The organism is Pectobacterium sp. PL64, from assembly GCF_022477975.1.
Lineage (GTDB): Bacteria > Pseudomonadota > Gammaproteobacteria > Enterobacterales > Enterobacteriaceae > Pectobacterium > Pectobacterium jejuense.
Genome location: NZ_CP092070.1, coordinates 3,534,132 through 3,553,273 on the forward strand (window position 1 = coordinate 3,534,132; position 19,142 = coordinate 3,553,273).

A 19,142-nucleotide genomic window follows, 5' to 3' on the forward strand; every position below is an offset into this window, starting at 1 on the left:
GAATGAAGGGGGGCGACATGGCAGCAATATCCTTACGGCACATCGAAATTTTCCACGCAGTTATGACGACCGGGAATCTGACGGAAGCAGCGGACCTGCTGAACACGTCGCAGCCGACCGTCAGCCGCGAGCTGGCACGTTTTGAGAAGCTGATTCAGATGACGCTGTTCGAACGACTGCGCGGCAGGCTTTACCCCACCGCGCAGGGGCTACAGCTGTTTGAAGAAGTGCAGCGCTCGTATTATGGGCTGGATCGAATTATCAACGCCGCCAGCGATATTCGCCGTTTTCAGCAGGCGCAGCTTTCGATTGCCTGCCTTCCCGTGTTCTCACAGTCGCTGCTGCCCGACGCCTGCAAGCCGCTGCTCGCGCGCTATCCGTTGCTTAATCTGCACATCATTCCACAGGAATCGCCGCTGCTGGAAGAGTGGCTGTCTGCCCAGCGCCACGATTTGGGCTTAACGGAAAACAGCCTCACGCCAGCGGGTACCGAGCGGCAAACGCTGATGTTGCTCAATGAAGTGTGCGTGCTGCCTGCAGGGCATCCGCTGGCGCAAAAAGCGGTGCTCACGCCGCAGGATTTTGCCGATGAACCCTTTATCAGCCTGTCGAGCGCCGACAGCTATCGCCAACTGCTGGACAAGCTGTTTCAGGAACAGGGCGTGTCGCGCCGGATGGTGCTCGAAACCCACAGCGCGGCGTCGGTATGTACGATGGTGCGGGCGGGTATCGGGCTGTCGATCGTTAACCCGCTCACCGCGTTGGATTATGCCGCCTCCGGCGTGGTCGTGCGGCCTTTCAGCATCGACGTGCCCTTTACGGTCAGCTTGATTCGTCCGCTGCACCGCCCTGCTTCGGCATTGGTCGATACCGTGATTGATCAACTCAAGCGGTATGCCGCCGGTGTGCCTTCACGTCTGGAGCAGGTCTTGCAGCGCTAATAACGTGATGCACTTATGATTAGCGCCGTCACACCGCCAATGGCTGTGCTAGCGCCCGCCAGCGAGGATCGTGAGCAAACCATTCCACCAGAAAATCCAACAGGGTACGCAGCGCAGCAGGCATCTGGCGGCGCGAGGTGTAAATACCGTAAATCCCCATCGCCTGCGGGCGGTATTCCGGCAACAGCGCCACCAGTTGTCCGTTAGCGAGATAAGTTGCCACAGAATAGCGCGGTTGCAGCGCGATGCCAGCTCCTTCCAGCGCGCCAGCCAGCAGCACCAGCGACTCGTTGCCGCTCAGGTTACCGCTAACGGGAATCGTAAACTTTTCATCACTGCGGGAAAAATGCCACAGGCTTTTGCCGAAATAGGTGTAGGTGAGGCAGTTATGAATCGAGAGATCGGTCAGCTGTCGCGGAATCCCATGTTCATTCAGATAAGAAGGCGATGCACACAGCACCGACTCACAGCTTGAAAGCGGTCGGGCAATCAGATTGGGATCCAGCTCGTTGGTGATGCGCAGCGCCAGATCGATACGTTCCTCGACCAGATTCACCGTTCGGTTATTCATTTGCAGATCAATCGCGACCCGAGGATGCCGCCGCAGGAAAGCCGTTATCGCCATACCGAGCGCGCCCTGCGCCAGCGACTGCGAACAGCTGACGCGCAGCAAACCGCTTAACGTAGCATCGTCGGTATCGGCCTCGACGCGCATATCCGCCGTCAGCGCCAGCATTTCCCGACAGCGTGCCAGCGTTTTTTCACCCGCATCCGTCAGGCTCAGCTTGCGCGTGGTGCGGTGCAATAGCCGCGCTCCTGCCCATGCTTCCATCTCTGCCAGATAGCGCGTCACCATCGCCCGAGACATATCCAGCGTCTCTGCCGCCGCAATCATGCTACCTCGGTCTATAATCGTTACAAACACTTCAGCAGCCGTAATGCGATCCATAAATTAGTCCGTTTTATGCAACAAACAATTGCCCGTTTTGCGGTTTTTCGTACGATTAATGCAACATAACATGATCCCACTTTCTGTCATACCTGTGGAGTATCACCATGTCTAAATCTATCGCTTTTACCGTGTCTTTACTCGCTGCATCGCTGGGTCTGGCTTCTGCGGCTAATGCCGCCGAGTTAAAAATCGACGTGTTTAATCCTGGTGAAGCCAGCATATTCCCGGTTTCTTCTGAAATTATCAGCGGCGATAAAGAAGTCGCGCTGATCGATGCACAGTTCCAGCGTAACGATGCCCAAATGCTGGTTGATCGCATCAAAGCCACCGGGAAAAAACTGACCACCGTCTATATCAGCCATTCTGACCCTGACTACTATTTCGGTCTGGACGTGATTAAAGCCGCCTTCCCAGACGCTAAAATCATTGCGACTCAGGCAACCATCGATGCGATCAACGCCAGCAAAGACGGAAAAGTGGCGCATTGGGGCCCAGTTCTGAAAGAGAACGCGCCAAAAGAGATCGTGGTTCCTCAAGCGCTTGAAGGCGATAGCTTTACCGTTGACGGCAAAAAACTGGAAGTGAAAGGACTGAAAGGGCCAACGCCGGATCGCACTTACGTCTGGATCCCTTCGCTGAAAGCCGTAGTCGGCGGTATTCCGGTATCTGCCAACATCCACGTTTGGCTTGCCGATACCCAAACGCCAGAATCTCGCGTTCACTGGCGTGACACACTGAAATCCATTGAAGCGCTGAAGCCAACCACCGTCGTGCCGGGTCACTTTATCGCGCCAACGGATTACACCTTGAAAAACGTGACGTTTACGCTGCAATATCTGGATACGGTGGAAAAAGAGCTGGCAAAAAGCAAAGATTCTGCCGAACTGATCGCAGCAATGAAAAAACACTACCCGACGCTGAAAGAAGAATCGGGTCTTGAACTGAGCGCCAAAGTCCTGAAAGGTGAAATGAAGTGGCCACAGTAAGACTGCATTACATTTACGATCCGTTGTGCGGCTGGTGCTACGGCGCCGCCCCACTCGCACTGGCAGCGCTGGAGATTGACGGGCTGGATCTGATCCTCCACGGCGGCGGTATGATGACCAGCAGCAATAGCCGCACCATCACCCCAGAGTGGCACGATTACGTGATCCCCCACGATCGCCGCATTGCGCAAATGACCGGGCAGACCTTCGGGGAAGCGTATTACGAAGGGCTACTGCGCGACACCAGCGTCGTGCTGGATTCCGCGCCACCGACGGCTGCCGTACTCGCTGCGGAAGCGATGGATGATAAAGGCATGGTGATGCTGCACGAGATTGAGCGTGCGCACTACGTTTCCGGGCTAAAAATCGTCGACGCCGCCGTGCTGCGTCAGTGCGCGGAAGCAATCGGTCTGGATGGCGAGGCTTTCAGCACCGAGTTCGCCTTTATCCAGGCAGAAACGCTGTCAAAACACATCAGCGCTAGCCGGGAATTACTGGCGAAAGTACGTGGACAAGGCTTCCCTACTTTTGCGCTGGAAGATGCCAACGGGAATTTCCAGCAAATCCCAGCCTCAAACTATCTGGGTCAGGTAGACGCATGGCGCAAGGTGCTGACACAGATGGTCAACCACGCGACCGCATAAGCATCTGCATCAACCTTTATAAGGGAACACGCCAACGGCCTGCTCCCTTTTTCGTTCGCGATGCCGTCTGTATCTCATCCCTTTAAACCGCTAAAGTAGATCCTTCTTGATAAATCAGCGAGCTACCGCGCTTATTCATCAATCCGTTGAGAAGGAAGCAACATGAGAGCCATGTTCTTGATGTTATCGTCGGGAAGTGCGTTGATTCCGGTGAGTACGGCGGGCTGATGCCTATTGATGGCGATAAACGCTCAACACAGTCAGTAATGGGAGTGATTGACAATGAAATTAAGCCACAGCTTTAGCAGCGCATTAAGAACGTTCGCCTATTTCATGGCCAGCGGCACGCAAAATACGCTTGAAGGCATTGATTACCTTTCACTGTACGGTGAAGAGCCCAGCGCGTTTGAACAGGTCTTCGCTATCTACGCCAATGTGTTAGAGCTAGATGAAGACGGTAACGTCTTGAACGCCAAATATGCCGAAAAACGAGCCACAGACTATTTACGACAATACTGCGACCCCAGTTTCACCGTCGAACCGCCTTATGAAGACTGGGAAGTTGAGCTGCATTAATTTTCCCAGAGGATTCCGCGCCTTCAAATGAAAAGCACTGTTGACCACCGGCAGAATAAGAAGTGTGATAAGTTATTTTAAATTTCAATGTCATCCTTTTTATTTTGAGATAATTTACATGAACATAATTTACCCTAGTGATTACTTTGATGGTTCCAAAGTGGATGAGATGTTTGAGGCGGAATATCATTCTGCGAAAGAAAGTGGCTTATCGTGTCTATTATTGTCCACACAGCATGCATCCAATGGAAAGTACAAATTTTCAAAGGACATTGAACCGAACGCGCTTGTCATTTGGCGAGGCTGGATGCTCAAATCAGATGAATATAAAAAATTGAGCGATGCCGTGACCCAGAATAGTGGGAACATGCTCATTTCCTTAGAAGATTATCTCTCAAGCCACCATATTACGGGATGGTATAAATCATGTGAGAAATACACACCTGACACGATTTTCGTAAAAGAAGATGATGACTTCGACCAGATTATTAATCAGTTAAAATGGCCCACCTATTTCGTTAAAGACTACGTTAAATCACTAACCACATCCCGAGGTTCTATCGCTAAAAATGCTGAAGAGATCCGAGAAATAATATCCTCTATTAAGCAATTCCGTGGCGACATCGAAGGTGGAATTAGTCTAAGAAAAGTTGAAGACATTATAAAAACCAGTGAAAGACGCTATTTTTCCTTTAGAAATAACGTGTACTCCTCTGACGGTATTGTTCCAGATCTTGTTATTGAAATAGCACAGCATATCAGCTCACCTTTTTTCTCCATTGATATGGTTGAAAACAGTGCTGGTGAACTTCGCCTGATAGAAATTGGTGATGGCCAAGTCTCTGATACCAAAGAATGGGACATCGACAAGTTTGTTCAAATATTTATTAATGCTTAGCTAGCGTCGTGATTCATATTTATTGATCTCAGGCTATCCCGCACTAAAGGTGCATGCCCCCTAACCCTGAGTAAGATAGCTATCAGTCACGGCCCGCTCCCTGTGCTATAGTCAGCGCCAGAAAAGATAACCTCAGACAACACCGCCAGACACACGAAACGATAACTGACAAACCATGACCGACGTAAAATCAGGTACACACAACACGGTATCCACCGACTCTCGCGCTTCTCGCCTTAACCGCTTCTCCATCGCGCCGATGCTCGACTGGACCGATCGTCATTGCCGTTACTTCCTTCGCCAGTTGACTGGCCAGACGCTGCTGTATACCGAAATGGTGACGACGGGCGCGATTCTTCACGGCAAAGGCGACTATCTGGCCTACAGCGAAGAAGAACACCCGCTGGCGCTACAGCTCGGCGGTAGCGATCCGCAAGCGCTGGCACAGTGTGCCAAACTGGCAGAACAGCGCGGCTACGATGAAGTTAACCTGAACGTCGGCTGCCCGTCTGACCGTGTACAGAATGGCCGTTTCGGTGCCTGCCTGATGGGCGAAGCGGCGCTGGTGGCAGACTGCATCAAGGCGATGAAAGACAGTACCTCAATCCCGATTACGGTGAAAACCCGCATCGGCATTGACGATCAAGATAGCTATGAATTCCTGTGCGACTTTATTCAAACCGTCGCCGAACGGGGTGAGTGCGATACTTTTATCGTCCACGCGCGCAAAGCCTGGCTATCGGGCCTTAGCCCGAAAGAGAATCGCGAAATTCCACCGCTGGATTATCCGCGCGTTTACCAGCTCAAGCGCGATTTCCCGGCGCTCATCATCGCCATCAACGGCGGCGTCAAAACGTTGGAAGAAGCCAAAACGCATTTACAGCATCTGGACGGCGTGATGATGGGCCGTGAGGCTTATCAGAATCCTGGTATTCTGGCGCAGGTCGACCGTGAGCTATTTGGCATCGATTCCGCCACGCCGGATCTCGCTGGCGTGGTACGAGACATGTATCCCTATATCGAGCGCGAACTCTCTGGCGGCGCGTCGTTAGGCCACATCACGCGCCACATGCTCGGCATGTTTCAGGGCATCCCCGGCGCGCGTCAGTGGCGACGCTATCTGAGTGAAAACGCCCACAAACCCGGTGCTGACGCTGCGGTGGTAGAGCGTGCGCTAGCGCTGGTTAATCTGGTTTAAAAAATACTAACAGTTAGTGTTTTTCATCAACATTCTTTCATTTCTCTTCCTGACGCCGCTGGTAAATCAATCACTTACCAGCGGCACATCTTGGCACGATTCTTGTTATAGCTTATGTAGCACGCAGAACTTTTCTCTGCGGTTTAACCGCTACAGGAGCACACCATGTTGGAAATTTTCTTCGTTATTGGCTTTTTTATCATGCTGATGTTGACGGGCGTGTCACTACTGGGCGTGATTGCGGCACTGTTTGTGGCGTCCCTTTTTATGTTGATTGGTGGGCTGTTTAGCATCGCGATAAAGGTGCTGCCGTGGCTGATTTTAGCCGTCGCGGCGGTGTGGCTGTGGCGCAAATTTAGCGGTCGCCCCGTCTACAACTCGCACCGCTATACTTATCGCAAATACACGTATCGCCAGCGCAACGGAAATGAGTGGTAATGCCTGAAAGGGAAAAATCTGGGTTACACGAAAATGAGTTGCGAGCGTAAATAACGGGCAAGGCCGTGTTTAACAACAACTTGTTTGAATACGGCCGGTTTTAGTACAAAAGTGTGCGCCAGCAGATATTTTTTCCCGGATGTGGCTGCTAGGATGACGCCACAGTTTGACACCCGATTGTCGTTTAAAGGGTGAGCAAACTACACATGGTAAATAAACCATGGTGGCAAAAAGCCACACGATTTCATCGTCGTCAGGGAAATAATAGCCGCACAGCGGCACTTTCGTGACGTTCACCACGCTGTACCCTACATACAGTCTGATGAAATTAGCGTAACGGCCAAGGCCTTTCAGGCAATAATACCGACTCTTAACGAGTCGGTATTATTGTCAGGCTCTGCCGCTCAGCAACCGCCTTCCCTGACCTCAGCACGTTCACTCACACACCACGTCCACCCTTGTTATTGCAACGACTCACGCTTGTGTAGCTTCACACGAAAGCCTGATGGCGACATCGTAAAAGCAAAGGTCTCGGTGACGTCCGATGCGGGCTGCTGCGCCTCGACACGGAACCCGCTACACAGCGCGTGAAACCCCAGCTTAATTTCCATTAATGCCAGCGACCGTCCGGGGCACATACGCGCCCCTCCACCGAAAGGCTGGAGATCGGAAAAAGAGGCCTTTCCGCGTTCAAGCCACCGTTCAGGCACGAAATCATAAGGCTGCTGAAACAGCGCGTCGTCAAACCCGCTCGCATTCAACATCAGCAACAGAGGCGTGCCTTTTTTGATCTGGAAATCATCAATAACGGTGTTCTTCGTTGGCTCAAGATACAGCAGCGGTGCAACGGGCTTGAGTCGCATCGATTCATACATCACAGCGGTGAGCCACGACATACGCGGCAGCGGCCACGGAAGGATAGCCCCGGCCCCATCAGCCGCCTCTTTGCACTCCTGAAAAACGCACTCTTCTACCGAAGGCGACGAGCACAGGAGAAAACTCATCCAGGCAAGCGTATTCGCCGTCGTGTCCTCCCCTGCGATAAGGAGCGTAATCGCATTCGCTACAATGTCGTCGTCTGTCAGCGTCCCATCTTTTTTCTGCTCGGCGAGCATCACCTGTAGCATATTTTCAGGCGCTTCCATTAACTGTGGATTTAACCGGATGCGTTTCCGCTGGCGATAAATAAATCCATCAACGTATTCACGAATCAGGCTCAGGCTTGCATCGAACTGCTTATCTTGCTCCCTCCTGATGTACCGCCATAAAGGAAACAAGGACCCGCTGCGGGCATTAATCATGGGGAATAGATGGCGTAAACTTTGCGACAGCGGGTTCTCCCCCTGTTCGAGCGTATTCACGTCTTCACCAAAAGCCAGTAATGACGTGATATCAACCGTATAGCGCTTGAATTCTTCCACGAGGACAACGGTTTCCCCCGTTTCAGCCAGCATCGCGAAACGATCAGATAGCCGGGCGGTCACCTTCCTGAGGCTGGGATAGAAATATTTCAGATGGGCGGGCTGAAACATCGGCTCCGTCAGCCTGCGCTGATGCTCCCAGCGCTTCCCTTCCGATGAGAAAATACCGTTCAACCCGGCTTCCTGAAACACAGATTCAATGCTGTTGATTCGCCGAAATTCATCGGGGCGGGATTTCATGATGGTACGAATACATTCCGCGTCGGCAATCACTATCGCGGACGTGAGCCCCAGCCTTAAGCGATAAAAGCGGCCATACTGCTCTTTCCACCGCAACATCTGTAGATGAACATCACTTCGTTTTAGGTAATCAACATGCCCGAGAATGCTTCGGGCTGGGGGCATTGGCAGGTGTTTAATGGATCTCATACTCACATCCTCCTTTAGTGTGTTCAAAATCAGGCGAGAAATCGCCTGTGAAAACAACAATCGAGATAGCGAAGAGGTAAAGAGAGAACCATGTTGAAAAAATGCCGTGGAACCTATGCTCACAGCCAAACGCAACATACGCATTCGACTCTGCTTATTGGGATTGATGTACGGCGCAGACAACGAGCAAGGCACAAGATCTGAATGACCGTCTTAATCTCTTTTTCGTCAAATCCTACAGAGGGGTGTTTAAAAAACAAACAGGAGGTTTTGGTTTTTTTGTTAAGAAGTAATACCGTAGGCAGCCCTTTACCCTGGATGAAAAAAGGGTGGAGGGAGAAGCGAGGTTATCGCCAGAACGCGATAACCTCATTGAGCGATTAGCCCGGAATCAGCAGGCAGGAGCCCTGCGTACTGCGACTCTCCAGCGCCCGATGAGCCGCTTGCGCATCCGCCAGCGCGAATTTCTGGTTCTGCGGCACATCGACCGTAATCGCCCCACTGGCGAGCAGTGAAAAGAGCTCATTGCTGGCCTGTTCCAGCTCGGCGCGATTCGTCACGTAGCCAAACAGCGACGGACGCGTGACATACAGCGAGCCTTTCTGGTTCAAGATCCCCAGATTGACGCCGGTGACCGGCCCGGACGCATTGCCAAAACTGACCATCAATCCGCGACGACGCAGGCTATCGAGCGAGGCTTCCCAGGTATCTTTCCCGACCGAGTCATACACAACATTCACTTTCTGCCCGTCGGTCAGTTCTGCGACGCGCTGTGCAATATTCTCGGTGCGGTAATTAATGGTTGCCCAGGCACCCGCCTGTTTTGCCCGCTCCGCTTTTTCATCAGAGCCCACCGTCCCGATCAGCTTCGCGCCCAGCGCCTTCGCCCACTGGCAGGCGATCAGCCCAACGCCCCCCGCCGCGGCATGGAACAGAAAGACTTCATTTGGCTTGATTTCATACGTCTGGCGCAGCAGATAGTAAACCGTCAGCCCTTTCAGGAAAGAAGCCGCCGCCTGCTCAAAGCTGATGGCATCAGGCAGCAGCGCCACCTTCTCCGCCACCACGTTATGCACGTCGCTATACGCGCCCAGTCCGGACTGCGCATACACCACGCGATCGCCGACTTTCAGCACGCTAACCCCTGCTCCGACTTTCGTCACGACGCCCGCCGCTTCGGTTCCCAGCCCGGAAGGCAAGTCAGGCACCGGATACAGGCCGCTGCGAATATAGGTATCGATAAAATTAATGCCGATGGCGCGGTTCTCAACCTGAACCTCTCCCGCAGCGGGGTCGGCAGGCGTGAAATCCACATATTGCAGAACCTCTGGGCCACCATAAGCTCGGAACTGAACGCGTTTTGTCATGTTATCTCCTCAACCTTGACAGGTTCATCGTGTCGCTATTATGGATATGGATTGTGTTATTTCGGACGAGTGGCATATACAATGCCCCCTAATCCAATGGCAAATCAACCGGTAAAGAACCCGTTTCATGGCAGAGAAAAGACCCACCAATAAATCGAATGAACCCCGTGACCGCCAGATGGAAGGTCTGAAACTTCCGCCACATTCGCTGGAAGCGGAGCAATCGGTATTGGGTGGCCTGATGCTCGACAATGAGCGCTGGGATAATGTCGCCGAGCGTGTTGTCGCGAACGACTTCTATAACCGCGCCCACCGCCTGATCTTCACTGAGATGCAGCGCCTGCTCGAAATGAGCAAACCGATTGACCTGATTACGCTGTCCGAATCACTTGAGCTGCAAGGCTCACTGGAATCCGCCGGTGGCTTCGCCTATCTTGCCGAACTGGCAAAAAACACCCCGAGTGCCGCGAACATCGGTGCCTATGCTGACATCGTGCGCGAACGCGCCGTGGTGCGTGAAATGATCTCCGTCGCCAATGAGATCGCCGATGCGGGCTACGATCCGCAGGGCCGCAGCAGTGAAGATCTGCTCGATCTGGCGGAATCCCGCGTCTTTCAGATCGCCGAAAACCGCGCCAGCAAAGATGAAGGCCCGAAAAGCATCGACCGCATTCTGGAAGACACCGTTTCCCGTATCGAGCAGTTGTATCAGCGCCCGCACGACGGCGTAACCGGCGTGTCTACCGGCTATCAGGATCTGGATAAAAAGACCGCGGGTTTGCAGAAATCGGACCTGATCATCGTCGCGGCGCGTCCATCAATGGGTAAAACCACCTTCGCGATGAACCTGTGTGAAAACGCGGCGATGATGCAGGATAAACCAGTATTGATCTTCAGTCTGGAGATGCCCGGCGAACAGATCATGATGCGTATGCTGGCGTCGCTGTCCCGCGTGGATCAGACCCGCATTCGTACCGGTCAGTTGGACGATGAAGACTGGGCGCGTATTTCCAGCACCATGGGGATCCTGCTGGAAAAGCGCAATATGTACATCGATGATTCCTCCGGCCTGACGCCGACCGAAGTGCGATCCCGCGCCCGCCGCGTATTCCGTGAACACGATGGCCTGAGCCTGATCATGATCGACTACCTGCAATTGATGCGCGTGCCGTCGCTGTCCGACAACCGTACTTTGGAAATTGCGGAGATTTCCCGCTCGCTCAAAGCGCTGGCAAAAGAATTGCAGGTTCCCGTCGTCGCCCTGTCGCAGCTTAACCGTAGTCTGGAACAGCGTGCCGATAAGCGCCCGGTTAACTCGGATCTGCGTGAATCCGGCTCCATCGAGCAGGATGCCGACCTGATTATGTTTATCTATCGTGATGAGGTTTATCACGAAAACAGCGACCTGAAAGGCATCGCTGAAATCATTCTGGGGAAACAGCGTAACGGCCCGATTGGTTCCGTTCGTTTAACCTTTAACGGGCAGTGGTCGCGCTTTGATAACTATGCCGGCCCACAATATGACGATGAATAACGCAGCGCTCAGCAATGACAACACTGCACTAAGGAACAAGAATGAAAACGGCAACTGCCGTCATTAACCGGCGTGCTTTGCGCCATAACCTGCAACGTATCCGCCAGCTCGCGCCTGGCAGCCAGGTTGTTGCCATCGTGAAAGCCAACGCCTACGGCCACGGCATGATCGACGCTGCCCATACCTTTTCCGACGCTGACTGTTACGGCGTCGCGCGGCTCTCCGAAGCGCTGGCACTGCGCGCTGCGGGCATCACCAAGCCTATCGTCCTGCTGGAAGGCTTTTTCTCCGCCGACGAGCTCCCGCTTCTGGTGGAGCACCAGCTAGAAACCGCTGTTCACAGCCCAGAACAACTTGCCGCGCTGGAACAGGCCACGCTGTCACAGCCGATCCCCGTGTGGATGAAGCTCGATAGCGGCATGCACCGCCTTGGCGTTCTGCCGGAACACGCCGATGCGTTTTGGCAGCGCCTGACCGAATGCCGCAATGTGGTTCAGCCAGTCAATATCATGAGCCACTTTTGCCGCGCCGATGAACCCGAAGCCGGAACCACCGAACGCCAGCTAGCCTGCTTCGATGCCTTTACGCAGGGTAAACCCGGCGCACAGTCCATCGCGGCTTCCGGTGGCATTCTGCTGTGGCCGCAGTCGCACCGCGATCGCGTTCGTCCCGGCATCATTCTCTATGGTGTGTCGCCGCTGGATAACGAAGACGCCGCGCATTTCGGCTTCCAGCCTGCAATGACCTTTACGTCTCAACTGATTGCCGTTCGCGAACACAACGCGGGCGAAGCAGTCGGTTATGGCGGCACCTGGACCAGCCCGCGCAATACTCGTCTGGGCGTCGTGGCCGTCGGCTACGGCGATGGCTACCCGCGCTGCGCGCCAGCCGGAACCCCCGTGCTCATCAACGGTCGTGAAGTGCCACTTTCCGGCCGCGTATCGATGGATATGATTACGGTGGATTTAGGGCCGGATGCGCAGGACAAGGTCGGTGATGAGGTCATTCTTTGGGGCCCAACGCTACCGGTTGAACGCATTGCCGCGCATGTGGGTGCCAGCGCCTACGAACTGATCACGCGCTTAACCCAGCGCACCACGTTGGAATACGTCGACGGTGAGTAAAAACGGACCGGCTGGTTTTTATCGGCAGGCTCATGGCTTGCCGATTTTAAAACAGGTTATCTACTATGCGGCAAGCTGGCTTGCCGTCTCCGCTATCCTGACGCTGTTTGCCCTCATTAATTTCTATACCCTGAAACCGACGGATGTCGGCGGCACGCTGTTTGGCGGCATGTTTAGCGCGATGTTCGATCTCATCTACTGGTCTTGCGCGGCATCGGGTTTCTGCTTTCTGGCGCTCTTTCGGCTTTCAGGATGGCGTGTTGCCTGGATACTCGCGGGGCTGGTGCAAATCGGCATCAGCGCCTTGTGGCGCATTCAATATTGGCAGGATTATGAAAACGAAGAGCTGATACTTTCTCCCATGCCCGGCGAACTGTATGTTTCCATGCTGGTGGGCGCATGCATGGCCGCCATCGGCATCGTGAAATATCGACACGCGCGTCGCAACCCAGTCGCTCCACGCCCAACCTATGCTAAAGCCGTCGCCGCACTGCTTCTGATCGCGCTTTATCTGGCGCTTCCGCTACATCTTTACCTGCGTGAACCTCTCCCCTACTGCGCCTTCAGCCCTGACGGGCAGCAGTTAAGTGTCTGTCTGGGAGACAATGACGAACGGATTATTGTGGAGTGATACGGATTGGGACAGACCGCAACAAAGAATAAAATCTGTAGCATGCTTCTTCTCAACCCTTTTTTAACGGCTAGTGGTAACTTACTGATTTTTAACCACCCACAACCGAGACTATAAAAAAGGGTTTTTCTGAAAAAACAGAGCATTCTCTTTAATAATCTGATGATTAGCATAAAATTTTTACGGTTCACTGCCGTATAGGCAGCTTAGAAAAGGACAGGGGGCATGCCCCCTGCATCAATCTAGTTCACTGCCGTATAGGCAGCTTAGAAACTGATGATTCATGACCATCACCCGTTCCACTTCGTTCACTGCCGTATAGGCAGCTTAGAAATTCTGGCACTGAACTATCCGATACCGGAGAGTGTTCACTGCCGTATAGGCAGCTTAGAAACATGGCGTCAGGTTGTTACGCGTTGGGTCAATGTTCACTGCCGTATAGGCAGCTTAGAAATTCAGCCTTTTTCGCCAGCTTACGTTCAAGACGTTCACTGCCGTATAGGCAGCTTAGAAAGGATAGCTCAGTGCCTGAAGGGTATGCACTGGGTTCACTGCCGTATAGGCAGCTTAGAAAAACACGATGCCGGTTACCGTCCTGAACAAAGCGTTCACTGCCGTATAGGCAGCTTAGAAAATCTTCGACACCATCCGGCGTGTGATGCCTAAGTTCACTGCCGTATAGGCAGCTTAGAAAGCAATGAGCGCCGCAATTAAAATTGAATAATTGTTCACTGCCGTATAGGCAGCTTAGAAAGGAAGCGATCGGCGTCGGCCTGCCAGGTCAGGGTTCACTGCCGTATAGGCAGCTTAGAAATCATCGATTGCCACGCGTAACGAGTTGACCTTCGTTCACTGCCGTATAGGCAGCTTAGAAAGTTACCCCCTCTATGCAGTTTCAGGATCAAGAGTTCACTGCCGTATAGGCAGCTTAGAAATGCTGCTGTAGCGGCACAACGAATGGGATGATGTTCACTGCCGTATAGGCAGCTTAGAAAATAATTTAATGAGTTCGCTTAATGTTCGATTGGTTCACTGCCGTATAGGCAGCTTAGAAACACGCGCCCTGATTCAGGTCGGCCTTCTGCGGGTTCACTGCTGTGTAGGCAGCTTAGCAAATGATGTTGAACGCATAGCCCGGCCGGATCTCAGTTCACTGCCGAACAGGCAGTTAATAAAAATAAACGCAGCAAAAATCAGTAATAAAAAACTCATAGGCAACGCGGCCTAAAAAGCTGGTAGTCTGTTTGGCCGATTGCCTGATACTGTTTAGGAAACGCGATGTACCACATTGATGACTTCGATCTGAAAATCCTGACGCTGCTACAGACGAACGGCCGCCTGACCAATCAGGAGCTGAGCGATCTGGTTGGGCTTTCCGCCTCGCAGTGTTCCCGCCGTCGCATCGCGCTAGAACAGGCACAGCTGATTCTTGGCTATCATGCCCGCCTGTCGCCGAACGCGGTCGGGCTGGAATGTCTGGGATTAATTGAAGTGCGGTTGATCAACCACACCAGCGAATACGTTGAGCGCTTTCACCAGATGCTGGGGGAAGTGGACGCCATCATCGACGCCTATAAAACCACGGGTGATGCCGATTATCTGTTAAAAGTCGCCGTGGCCGATCTGCCCGGACTCAGCACACTGATTAGCCAGATTCTGTCGCAGAACAAGAGCGTCGCGCACCTGAAAACCTCCGTGGTATTGAACCGCCTCAAAGAGAACGGTTTGATGATGCCAGAACTGCCTGCGTTGCCCTAAATTGGGGCGATTGCATCCATTTGGTGCAAAAAATGAATACTTCACGCAATAAACCCCAAGAAGATGCACGGAAAAGACAAATAAATAATAAAAAACGCATGAATCACGCATTATTTTCATTCATATAATTCAACACGTTATTTTTATCGCAGGCGAGATTATGCAGACACCAGACGCTAAGCAGCACTATCTGGTGCGATTCTTGCTTTGGTAAGCACATGTTTTTACGACAGTCTGTTGAGTGCTCACCATGGATAACGTTATTCCCACACAAAAAATATCACACACGCTGCTGGAAGATATTCTGGCGATACTGATCGGCACGCTGATGGTGTCGTTTGGCGTCATTCTGCTGCGTCAGGCCGGTGCTCTCACCGGCGGAACCGCTGGCATCGCTTTCCTTACCCACTATCTAACCAACGTCTCCTTTGGCGTTGCCTTTTTCCTGCTGAACCTGCCCTTCTATTATCTGGCCGTGCGCCGCATGGGGTGGGAATTCACGGTGAAAACGTTCTGCGCCGTCGGGCTGGTTTCTCTGTTTTCCGACCTGCACCCGATGTTCGTTCATTTCGATCAGCTCAACCCGTTCTACGCCACGCTATTTGGCAATATCATCACCGGCATCGGCTTCGTGGTGCTGTTCCGCCATAAAGCCAGCCTCGGCGGTATGAATATTCTGGCGCTGTATCTTCAGGACAAATACGGCCTGCGAGCGGGAAAACTCCAGATGGGCGTTGACGTTGTGATTGTGCTGACTTCCCTGTTCGTGGTAAGCATACCAATGTTGATTGCTTCGATTCTGGGGGCAACCATTCTGAACCTGATTATCGCGATGAACCATCGCCCCGGCCGTTACGCGGCCTGATTGTCCCCCCACCATCGTCGGGGTTGCGGTACCCATAAAAATGACACACTCAGGAGAGCTACACTGTGTTTCAAAACGTTGATACCTATGCCGGAGATCCTATCCTGTCTCTGATGGAAAAATTCAAACAGGATCCAAGAGCGGATAAGATCAATTTGAGTATCGGGCTCTACTACAACGAGCAGAATATTATCCCGCAGCTGCGATCCGTCAGCGCGGCTGAAAGCAGCCTGAAACAGCCAGCGCAGAGCGCGAGCTCTTATCTGCCGATGGAAGGGTTACAGCCTTACCGTACCGCGATCCAACACCTGCTGTTTGGTGAAAACCACGCGGCGCTGGAAGCGGGTCGCATCGCCACCATCCAGACGCTGGGCGGTTCCGGTGCGCTGAAAGTCGGTGCAGATTTCCTGAAACGCTACTTCCCGAACTCAGAAGTGTGGGTCAGCGATCCAACATGGGAAAACCATATTGCGATCTTTGAGGGCGCGGGCTTTAACGTTCACACCTATCCGTATTTCGATGGCGAAAGCCTGGGCGTGAAATTTGACGCCATGCTCGCCACCCTGCAAACGCTGCCAGCGCGCAGTATCGTGCTGCTGCACCCGTGCTGCCACAACCCGACCGGTTCTGACCTCACTACAGAACAGTGGGATCGCGTCATTGAGGTCATCATCCAGCGAGAACTGATTCCGTTTATGGACATCGCCTATCAGGGCTTTGGCCTCGGGATTGAGCAGGATGCCTATGCGATTCGCGCCGTTGCCAGCGCGGGCGTTCCAGCACTCATCGCCAACTCGTTCTCCAAGATTTTCTCACTGTATAGCGAGCGCGTTGGTGGTCTTTCCGTGGTGTGTGACGATGCCGACAGCGCCCAGCGCGTGCTGGGTCAGTTAAAAGCGACCGTTCGCCGCAACTACTCTTCCCCACCGAATTTCGGCGCACAGGTGGTTTCTAAAGTCCTGAACGACGCGCAGTTGAACGCCGACTGGAAAGCGGAAGTCGAAGAGATGCGCACCCGCATTCTGAGCATGCGTCAGGAACTAGTGTCGGCACTGAAAAACGCGCTGCCTAACCGCAACTTCGATTACCTACTCACCCAGCGCGGCATGTTCAGCTACACAGGATTCAGCCCGGAACAGGTGGATCGTCTGCGTGAAGAATTCGGCGTCTACCTGATCGCCAGCGGCCGTATGTGTATGGCGGGGCTAAACCACAGCAACGTCCAGCGCGTCGCTGCGGCTTTCGCCGCGATTCAGTAAATTGTAAAACGACAACGCCACTGGCTTAATCGACTCACCGTTGTGAACTCGCTTAACTCAGTGGCTTTTGTGATAAAAATCCCATGACCCAACTACGCTACCTGAACGGCTATCCCCCAACGATTGTTGCACAAGTACAAACGCTCCTCGATCAAGGCAAACTCGGCCCCTGGCTGGAAAAAAGATACCCGGACCGCCATCCAATCCAGAGTGACAAGTCGCTCTATCAGTTTGTCGCCGAGCTGAAACAGCGCTATCTGAAAAACGCCCCGGCAATATCAAAGGTGCTTTACGACAATAAACAGAACCCAATAAAAGGGACGCTGGGCACTAATACCTTTGTGGCACGCGTGCAGGGTGGAAAATTAAAGTCCAACAACGAAATCAGAATAGCGACGCTATTCCGTGACGGGCCGGAAGATTTCCTACGGATGATCGTGATACACGAACTCGCCCACCTCAAAGAAAAAGACCACAACAAAGCTTTCTATCAACTCTGCTGCCATATGGATCCTGATTATCACCAGCTGGAATTTGATATGCGAATCTGGCTGAACTGGCGGGAAATAAATGCGAGTTAGGTCTAACGTCACCTTTTATTATGACTCACTTTACTTTAGCTTTGCCTTAGCCGTATTATTTCCGCGCGGATAATCGATATATTATCACGCAGTCTATTGATAAATATTCTCATAAGGATTTGATATGGCTAATTTGATTTACGCCAGCATTAATGGTCAAAAACAGGGTTTAATATCATCTGGTTGTTCAACGCTCGATTCAATTGGTAATCGCTACCAAACAGGTCATGAAGATCAAATACAGGTATTAGGTTTAAACCATAGCATCAGCCGCGATCAGAATGTCGCTCATCATCCGATTCATTTTATTAAACCAATCGATAAGTCGTCCCCATTATTAGGGATGGCAATCTCTTATAATGAAAAGGTAGATGTGACATTTTATTTTTACCGCGTCAATTCCGCTGGGCAGTTAGAGCTTTACTATGAAGTCACCTTAACGGATGCAAGCATTGTCGATGTCACCTGTGTCTATCCGCACGTCATCGATAACAACGACATCATGCCGTATGAAAAAGTCCAGCTAAAATATAAAACCATAGCATGGAACCATAAGATCGCAGGCACGTCGGGTTATAGCATTTGGGAGGAAATGAGTCTCTAAGATCTATGACCTTTGATAACAAGCGCATCTTATCAGGTGTGCTTGTTATTCACCATTGATCACAGAGAACGAGATTTTTTACATACTTACTGGGATCCATCCAGGAGTTTCTAGGACAGATTTTATAGCCTTGAACATTAAAGGAATATGTAATATAAACTGATGAGACAAAACTAACAACCGCACCCGATATAAATATAATAACTAATACGTTAGCTAATTTATTATTCATTCTAGGCACTTTATTTTTTATGACTGAATAAAATGCCAAATATGAGAAATAAAACAACAAGGGTGAGCCAAATACCATTAATCCAACTTTCCATGAAAAAACAATCACATCATTTAACTGAAAGAGATTCAAGTATGAATTAAAAGAAAACCAACCAGTAAAACATGTCAACAGAAAGAGAAAAACTGCAAACGCGCCAACCAATGGCCTGTTTACCTTAACCACAAATACCCCCTAAATCATAAAATAATTATAACTATATTTATTCCTTACAAAGAGCAATATTCCTTACATATTTATTGGGAGCTATCCATGAGTTCTTGGGACAAATTTTATAACCCTGCTCATTAAGACTATAAGAGATATACATAGATGAAAATAAACTCACTACAATACCAAAAATAGCAAATATAACCAATGCATTTGAAATCTTATTATTCATTTTAATTGGTCTATTTTTTATAGCAGAAAAAAAACCAAAATAAGAAAACTGAAACACTATTGGAACTAGAAAAACTATCACCCCGAGCTTCCATGAAAATGAAATAACATCATTTAGATTAAAGAAATCAATATACCCGCTTAAAGAGAACCATGCTCCCCAGCATGAAATAATAAAAATAAAAACTGAATATATGAAAAAAAATGGTCTATTTATCTTAACCACGACTTGCTCTCCCCCATGCATGAAAAAAGCATACTCT

At 51.4% G+C, this 19,142-nt stretch carries 20 protein-coding genes and 1 CRISPR repeat array; of the genes, 15 read left to right on the forward strand and 5 right to left on the reverse strand.

Annotated elements, in window-relative coordinates:
* Nucleotides 1–17 precede the first annotated feature (17 nt).
* Nucleotides 18–941 carry a LysR family transcriptional regulator gene (locus HP572_RS15850; RefSeq protein ID WP_240583708.1) on the forward strand — a complete coding sequence of 308 codons (924 nt, stop codon included), beginning with the start codon at nt 18–20 and terminating at the stop codon, nt 939–941.
* 28 nt (nt 942–969) lie between these two features.
* Here the strand turns inward: HP572_RS15850 and HP572_RS15855 are convergent, their stop codons facing one another.
* On the reverse strand, nt 970–1,890 hold the full coding sequence (locus tag HP572_RS15855) for a LysR family transcriptional regulator (RefSeq protein WP_240583709.1): 921 nt from the start codon (nt 1,888–1,890) through the stop codon (nt 970–972).
* 107 nt (nt 1,891–1,997) lie between these two features.
* Here HP572_RS15855 and HP572_RS15860 point away from each other — a divergent pair, with 107 nt between their 5' ends.
* The 6 genes from HP572_RS15860 (at nt 1,998) to pspG (ending at nt 6,633) form a co-directional block, all read left to right on the forward strand.
* Nucleotides 1,998–2,879 carry an MBL fold metallo-hydrolase gene (locus HP572_RS15860; RefSeq protein WP_240583710.1) on the forward strand — a complete coding sequence of 294 codons (882 nt, stop codon included), beginning with the start codon at nt 1,998–2,000 and terminating at the stop codon, nt 2,877–2,879.
* The gene (locus tag HP572_RS15865) at nt 2,867–3,523 is read left to right on the forward strand and encodes a DsbA family protein (protein ID WP_240583711.1); all 657 of its coding nucleotides are present in this window, start codon (nt 2,867–2,869) and stop codon (nt 3,521–3,523) included. Before HP572_RS15860 ends, HP572_RS15865 begins: the two co-directional genes overlap by 13 nt.
* Nucleotides 3,524–3,805: 282 nt before the next feature.
* Complete coding sequence (locus HP572_RS15870) at nt 3,806–4,099, forward strand: hypothetical protein (protein WP_010279195.1); 294 nt, start codon at nt 3,806–3,808, stop codon at nt 4,097–4,099.
* 169 nt (nt 4,100–4,268) lie between these two features.
* Entirely contained in the window at nt 4,269–4,997 is a 729-nt protein-coding gene (locus HP572_RS15875; RefSeq protein ID WP_240585769.1) for an ATP-grasp domain-containing protein, read from the forward strand.
* A 175-nt stretch (nt 4,998–5,172) separates the two neighbouring features.
* The gene (gene dusA / locus HP572_RS15880; protein ID WP_240583712.1) at nt 5,173–6,195 is read left to right on the forward strand and encodes a tRNA dihydrouridine(20/20a) synthase DusA; all 1,023 of its coding nucleotides are present in this window, start codon (nt 5,173–5,175) and stop codon (nt 6,193–6,195) included.
* A 165-nt stretch (nt 6,196–6,360) separates the two neighbouring features.
* On the forward strand, nt 6,361–6,633 hold the full coding sequence (pspG, locus tag HP572_RS15885; protein ID WP_010279209.1) for an envelope stress response protein PspG: 273 nt from the start codon (nt 6,361–6,363) through the stop codon (nt 6,631–6,633).
* Nucleotides 6,634–7,094: 461 nt separating this feature from the next.
* Here pspG and HP572_RS15890 read toward each other — a convergent pair whose 3' ends face one another.
* Both HP572_RS15890 and HP572_RS15895 read right to left on the reverse strand, forming a co-directional pair.
* Nucleotides 7,095–8,483 carry a cytochrome P450 gene (locus HP572_RS15890; protein WP_240583713.1) on the reverse strand — a complete coding sequence of 463 codons (1,389 nt, stop codon included), beginning with the start codon at nt 8,481–8,483 and terminating at the stop codon, nt 7,095–7,097.
* Nucleotides 8,484–8,863: 380 nt separating this feature from the next.
* Entirely contained in the window at nt 8,864–9,850 is a 987-nt protein-coding gene (locus tag HP572_RS15895; protein ID WP_240583714.1) for a quinone oxidoreductase, read from the reverse strand.
* A gap of 127 nt (nt 9,851–9,977) precedes the next feature.
* On the opposite strand from HP572_RS15895, the gene dnaB reads away from it, so the two are divergent.
* From dnaB to HP572_RS15935, 8 genes are all read left to right on the forward strand, one after another.
* The gene (dnaB, locus tag HP572_RS15900; RefSeq protein WP_010279223.1) at nt 9,978–11,384 is read left to right on the forward strand and encodes a replicative DNA helicase; all 1,407 of its coding nucleotides are present in this window, start codon (nt 9,978–9,980) and stop codon (nt 11,382–11,384) included.
* 41 nt (nt 11,385–11,425) lie between these two features.
* Nucleotides 11,426–12,508 carry an alanine racemase gene (alr, locus tag HP572_RS15905; RefSeq protein ID WP_240583715.1) on the forward strand — a complete coding sequence of 361 codons (1,083 nt, stop codon included), beginning with the start codon at nt 11,426–11,428 and terminating at the stop codon, nt 12,506–12,508.
* Nucleotides 12,501–13,139 carry a hypothetical protein gene (locus tag HP572_RS15910; protein ID WP_240583716.1) on the forward strand — a complete coding sequence of 213 codons (639 nt, stop codon included), beginning with the start codon at nt 12,501–12,503 and terminating at the stop codon, nt 13,137–13,139. Before alr ends, HP572_RS15910 begins: the two co-directional genes overlap by 8 nt.
* 185 nt (nt 13,140–13,324) lie before the next feature.
* Nucleotides 13,325–14,315: a CRISPR direct-repeat array (repeat unit 28 nt; unit sequence GTTCACTGCCGTATAGGCAGCTTAGAAA).
* A 102-nt stretch (nt 14,316–14,417) separates the two neighbouring features.
* Nucleotides 14,418–14,897 carry an Lrp/AsnC family transcriptional regulator gene (locus tag HP572_RS15915; protein WP_010295086.1) on the forward strand — a complete coding sequence of 160 codons (480 nt, stop codon included), beginning with the start codon at nt 14,418–14,420 and terminating at the stop codon, nt 14,895–14,897.
* A gap of 250 nt (nt 14,898–15,147) precedes the next feature.
* On the forward strand, nt 15,148–15,762 hold the full coding sequence (locus HP572_RS15920) for a YitT family protein (protein WP_039483668.1): 615 nt from the start codon (nt 15,148–15,150) through the stop codon (nt 15,760–15,762).
* 65 nt (nt 15,763–15,827) lie between these two features.
* Complete coding sequence (locus HP572_RS15925) at nt 15,828–17,021, forward strand: amino acid aminotransferase (protein WP_039530885.1); 1,194 nt, start codon at nt 15,828–15,830, stop codon at nt 17,019–17,021.
* Nucleotides 17,022–17,104: 83 nt separating this feature from the next.
* Complete coding sequence (locus HP572_RS15930) at nt 17,105–17,602, forward strand: M48 family metallopeptidase (RefSeq protein WP_240583717.1); 498 nt, start codon at nt 17,105–17,107, stop codon at nt 17,600–17,602.
* Between the two features lie 124 nt (nt 17,603–17,726).
* Nucleotides 17,727–18,206, forward strand: coding sequence for an Hcp family type VI secretion system effector (locus HP572_RS15935; protein WP_010295094.1), 480 nt, complete (start codon nt 17,727–17,729; stop codon nt 18,204–18,206).
* A 49-nt stretch (nt 18,207–18,255) separates the two neighbouring features.
* Here the strand turns inward: HP572_RS15935 and HP572_RS15940 are convergent, their stop codons facing one another.
* Nucleotides 18,256–18,663 carry a DUF1240 domain-containing protein gene (locus tag HP572_RS15940; protein ID WP_240583718.1) on the reverse strand — a complete coding sequence of 136 codons (408 nt, stop codon included), beginning with the start codon at nt 18,661–18,663 and terminating at the stop codon, nt 18,256–18,258.
* Nucleotides 18,664–18,700: 37 nt separating this feature from the next.
* A complete protein-coding gene (locus HP572_RS15945; RefSeq protein WP_240585770.1) occupies nt 18,701–19,105 on the reverse strand; it encodes a DUF1240 domain-containing protein in 405 nt (134 codons plus the stop codon).
* Between the last annotated feature and the right edge of the window lie 37 nt (nt 19,106–19,142).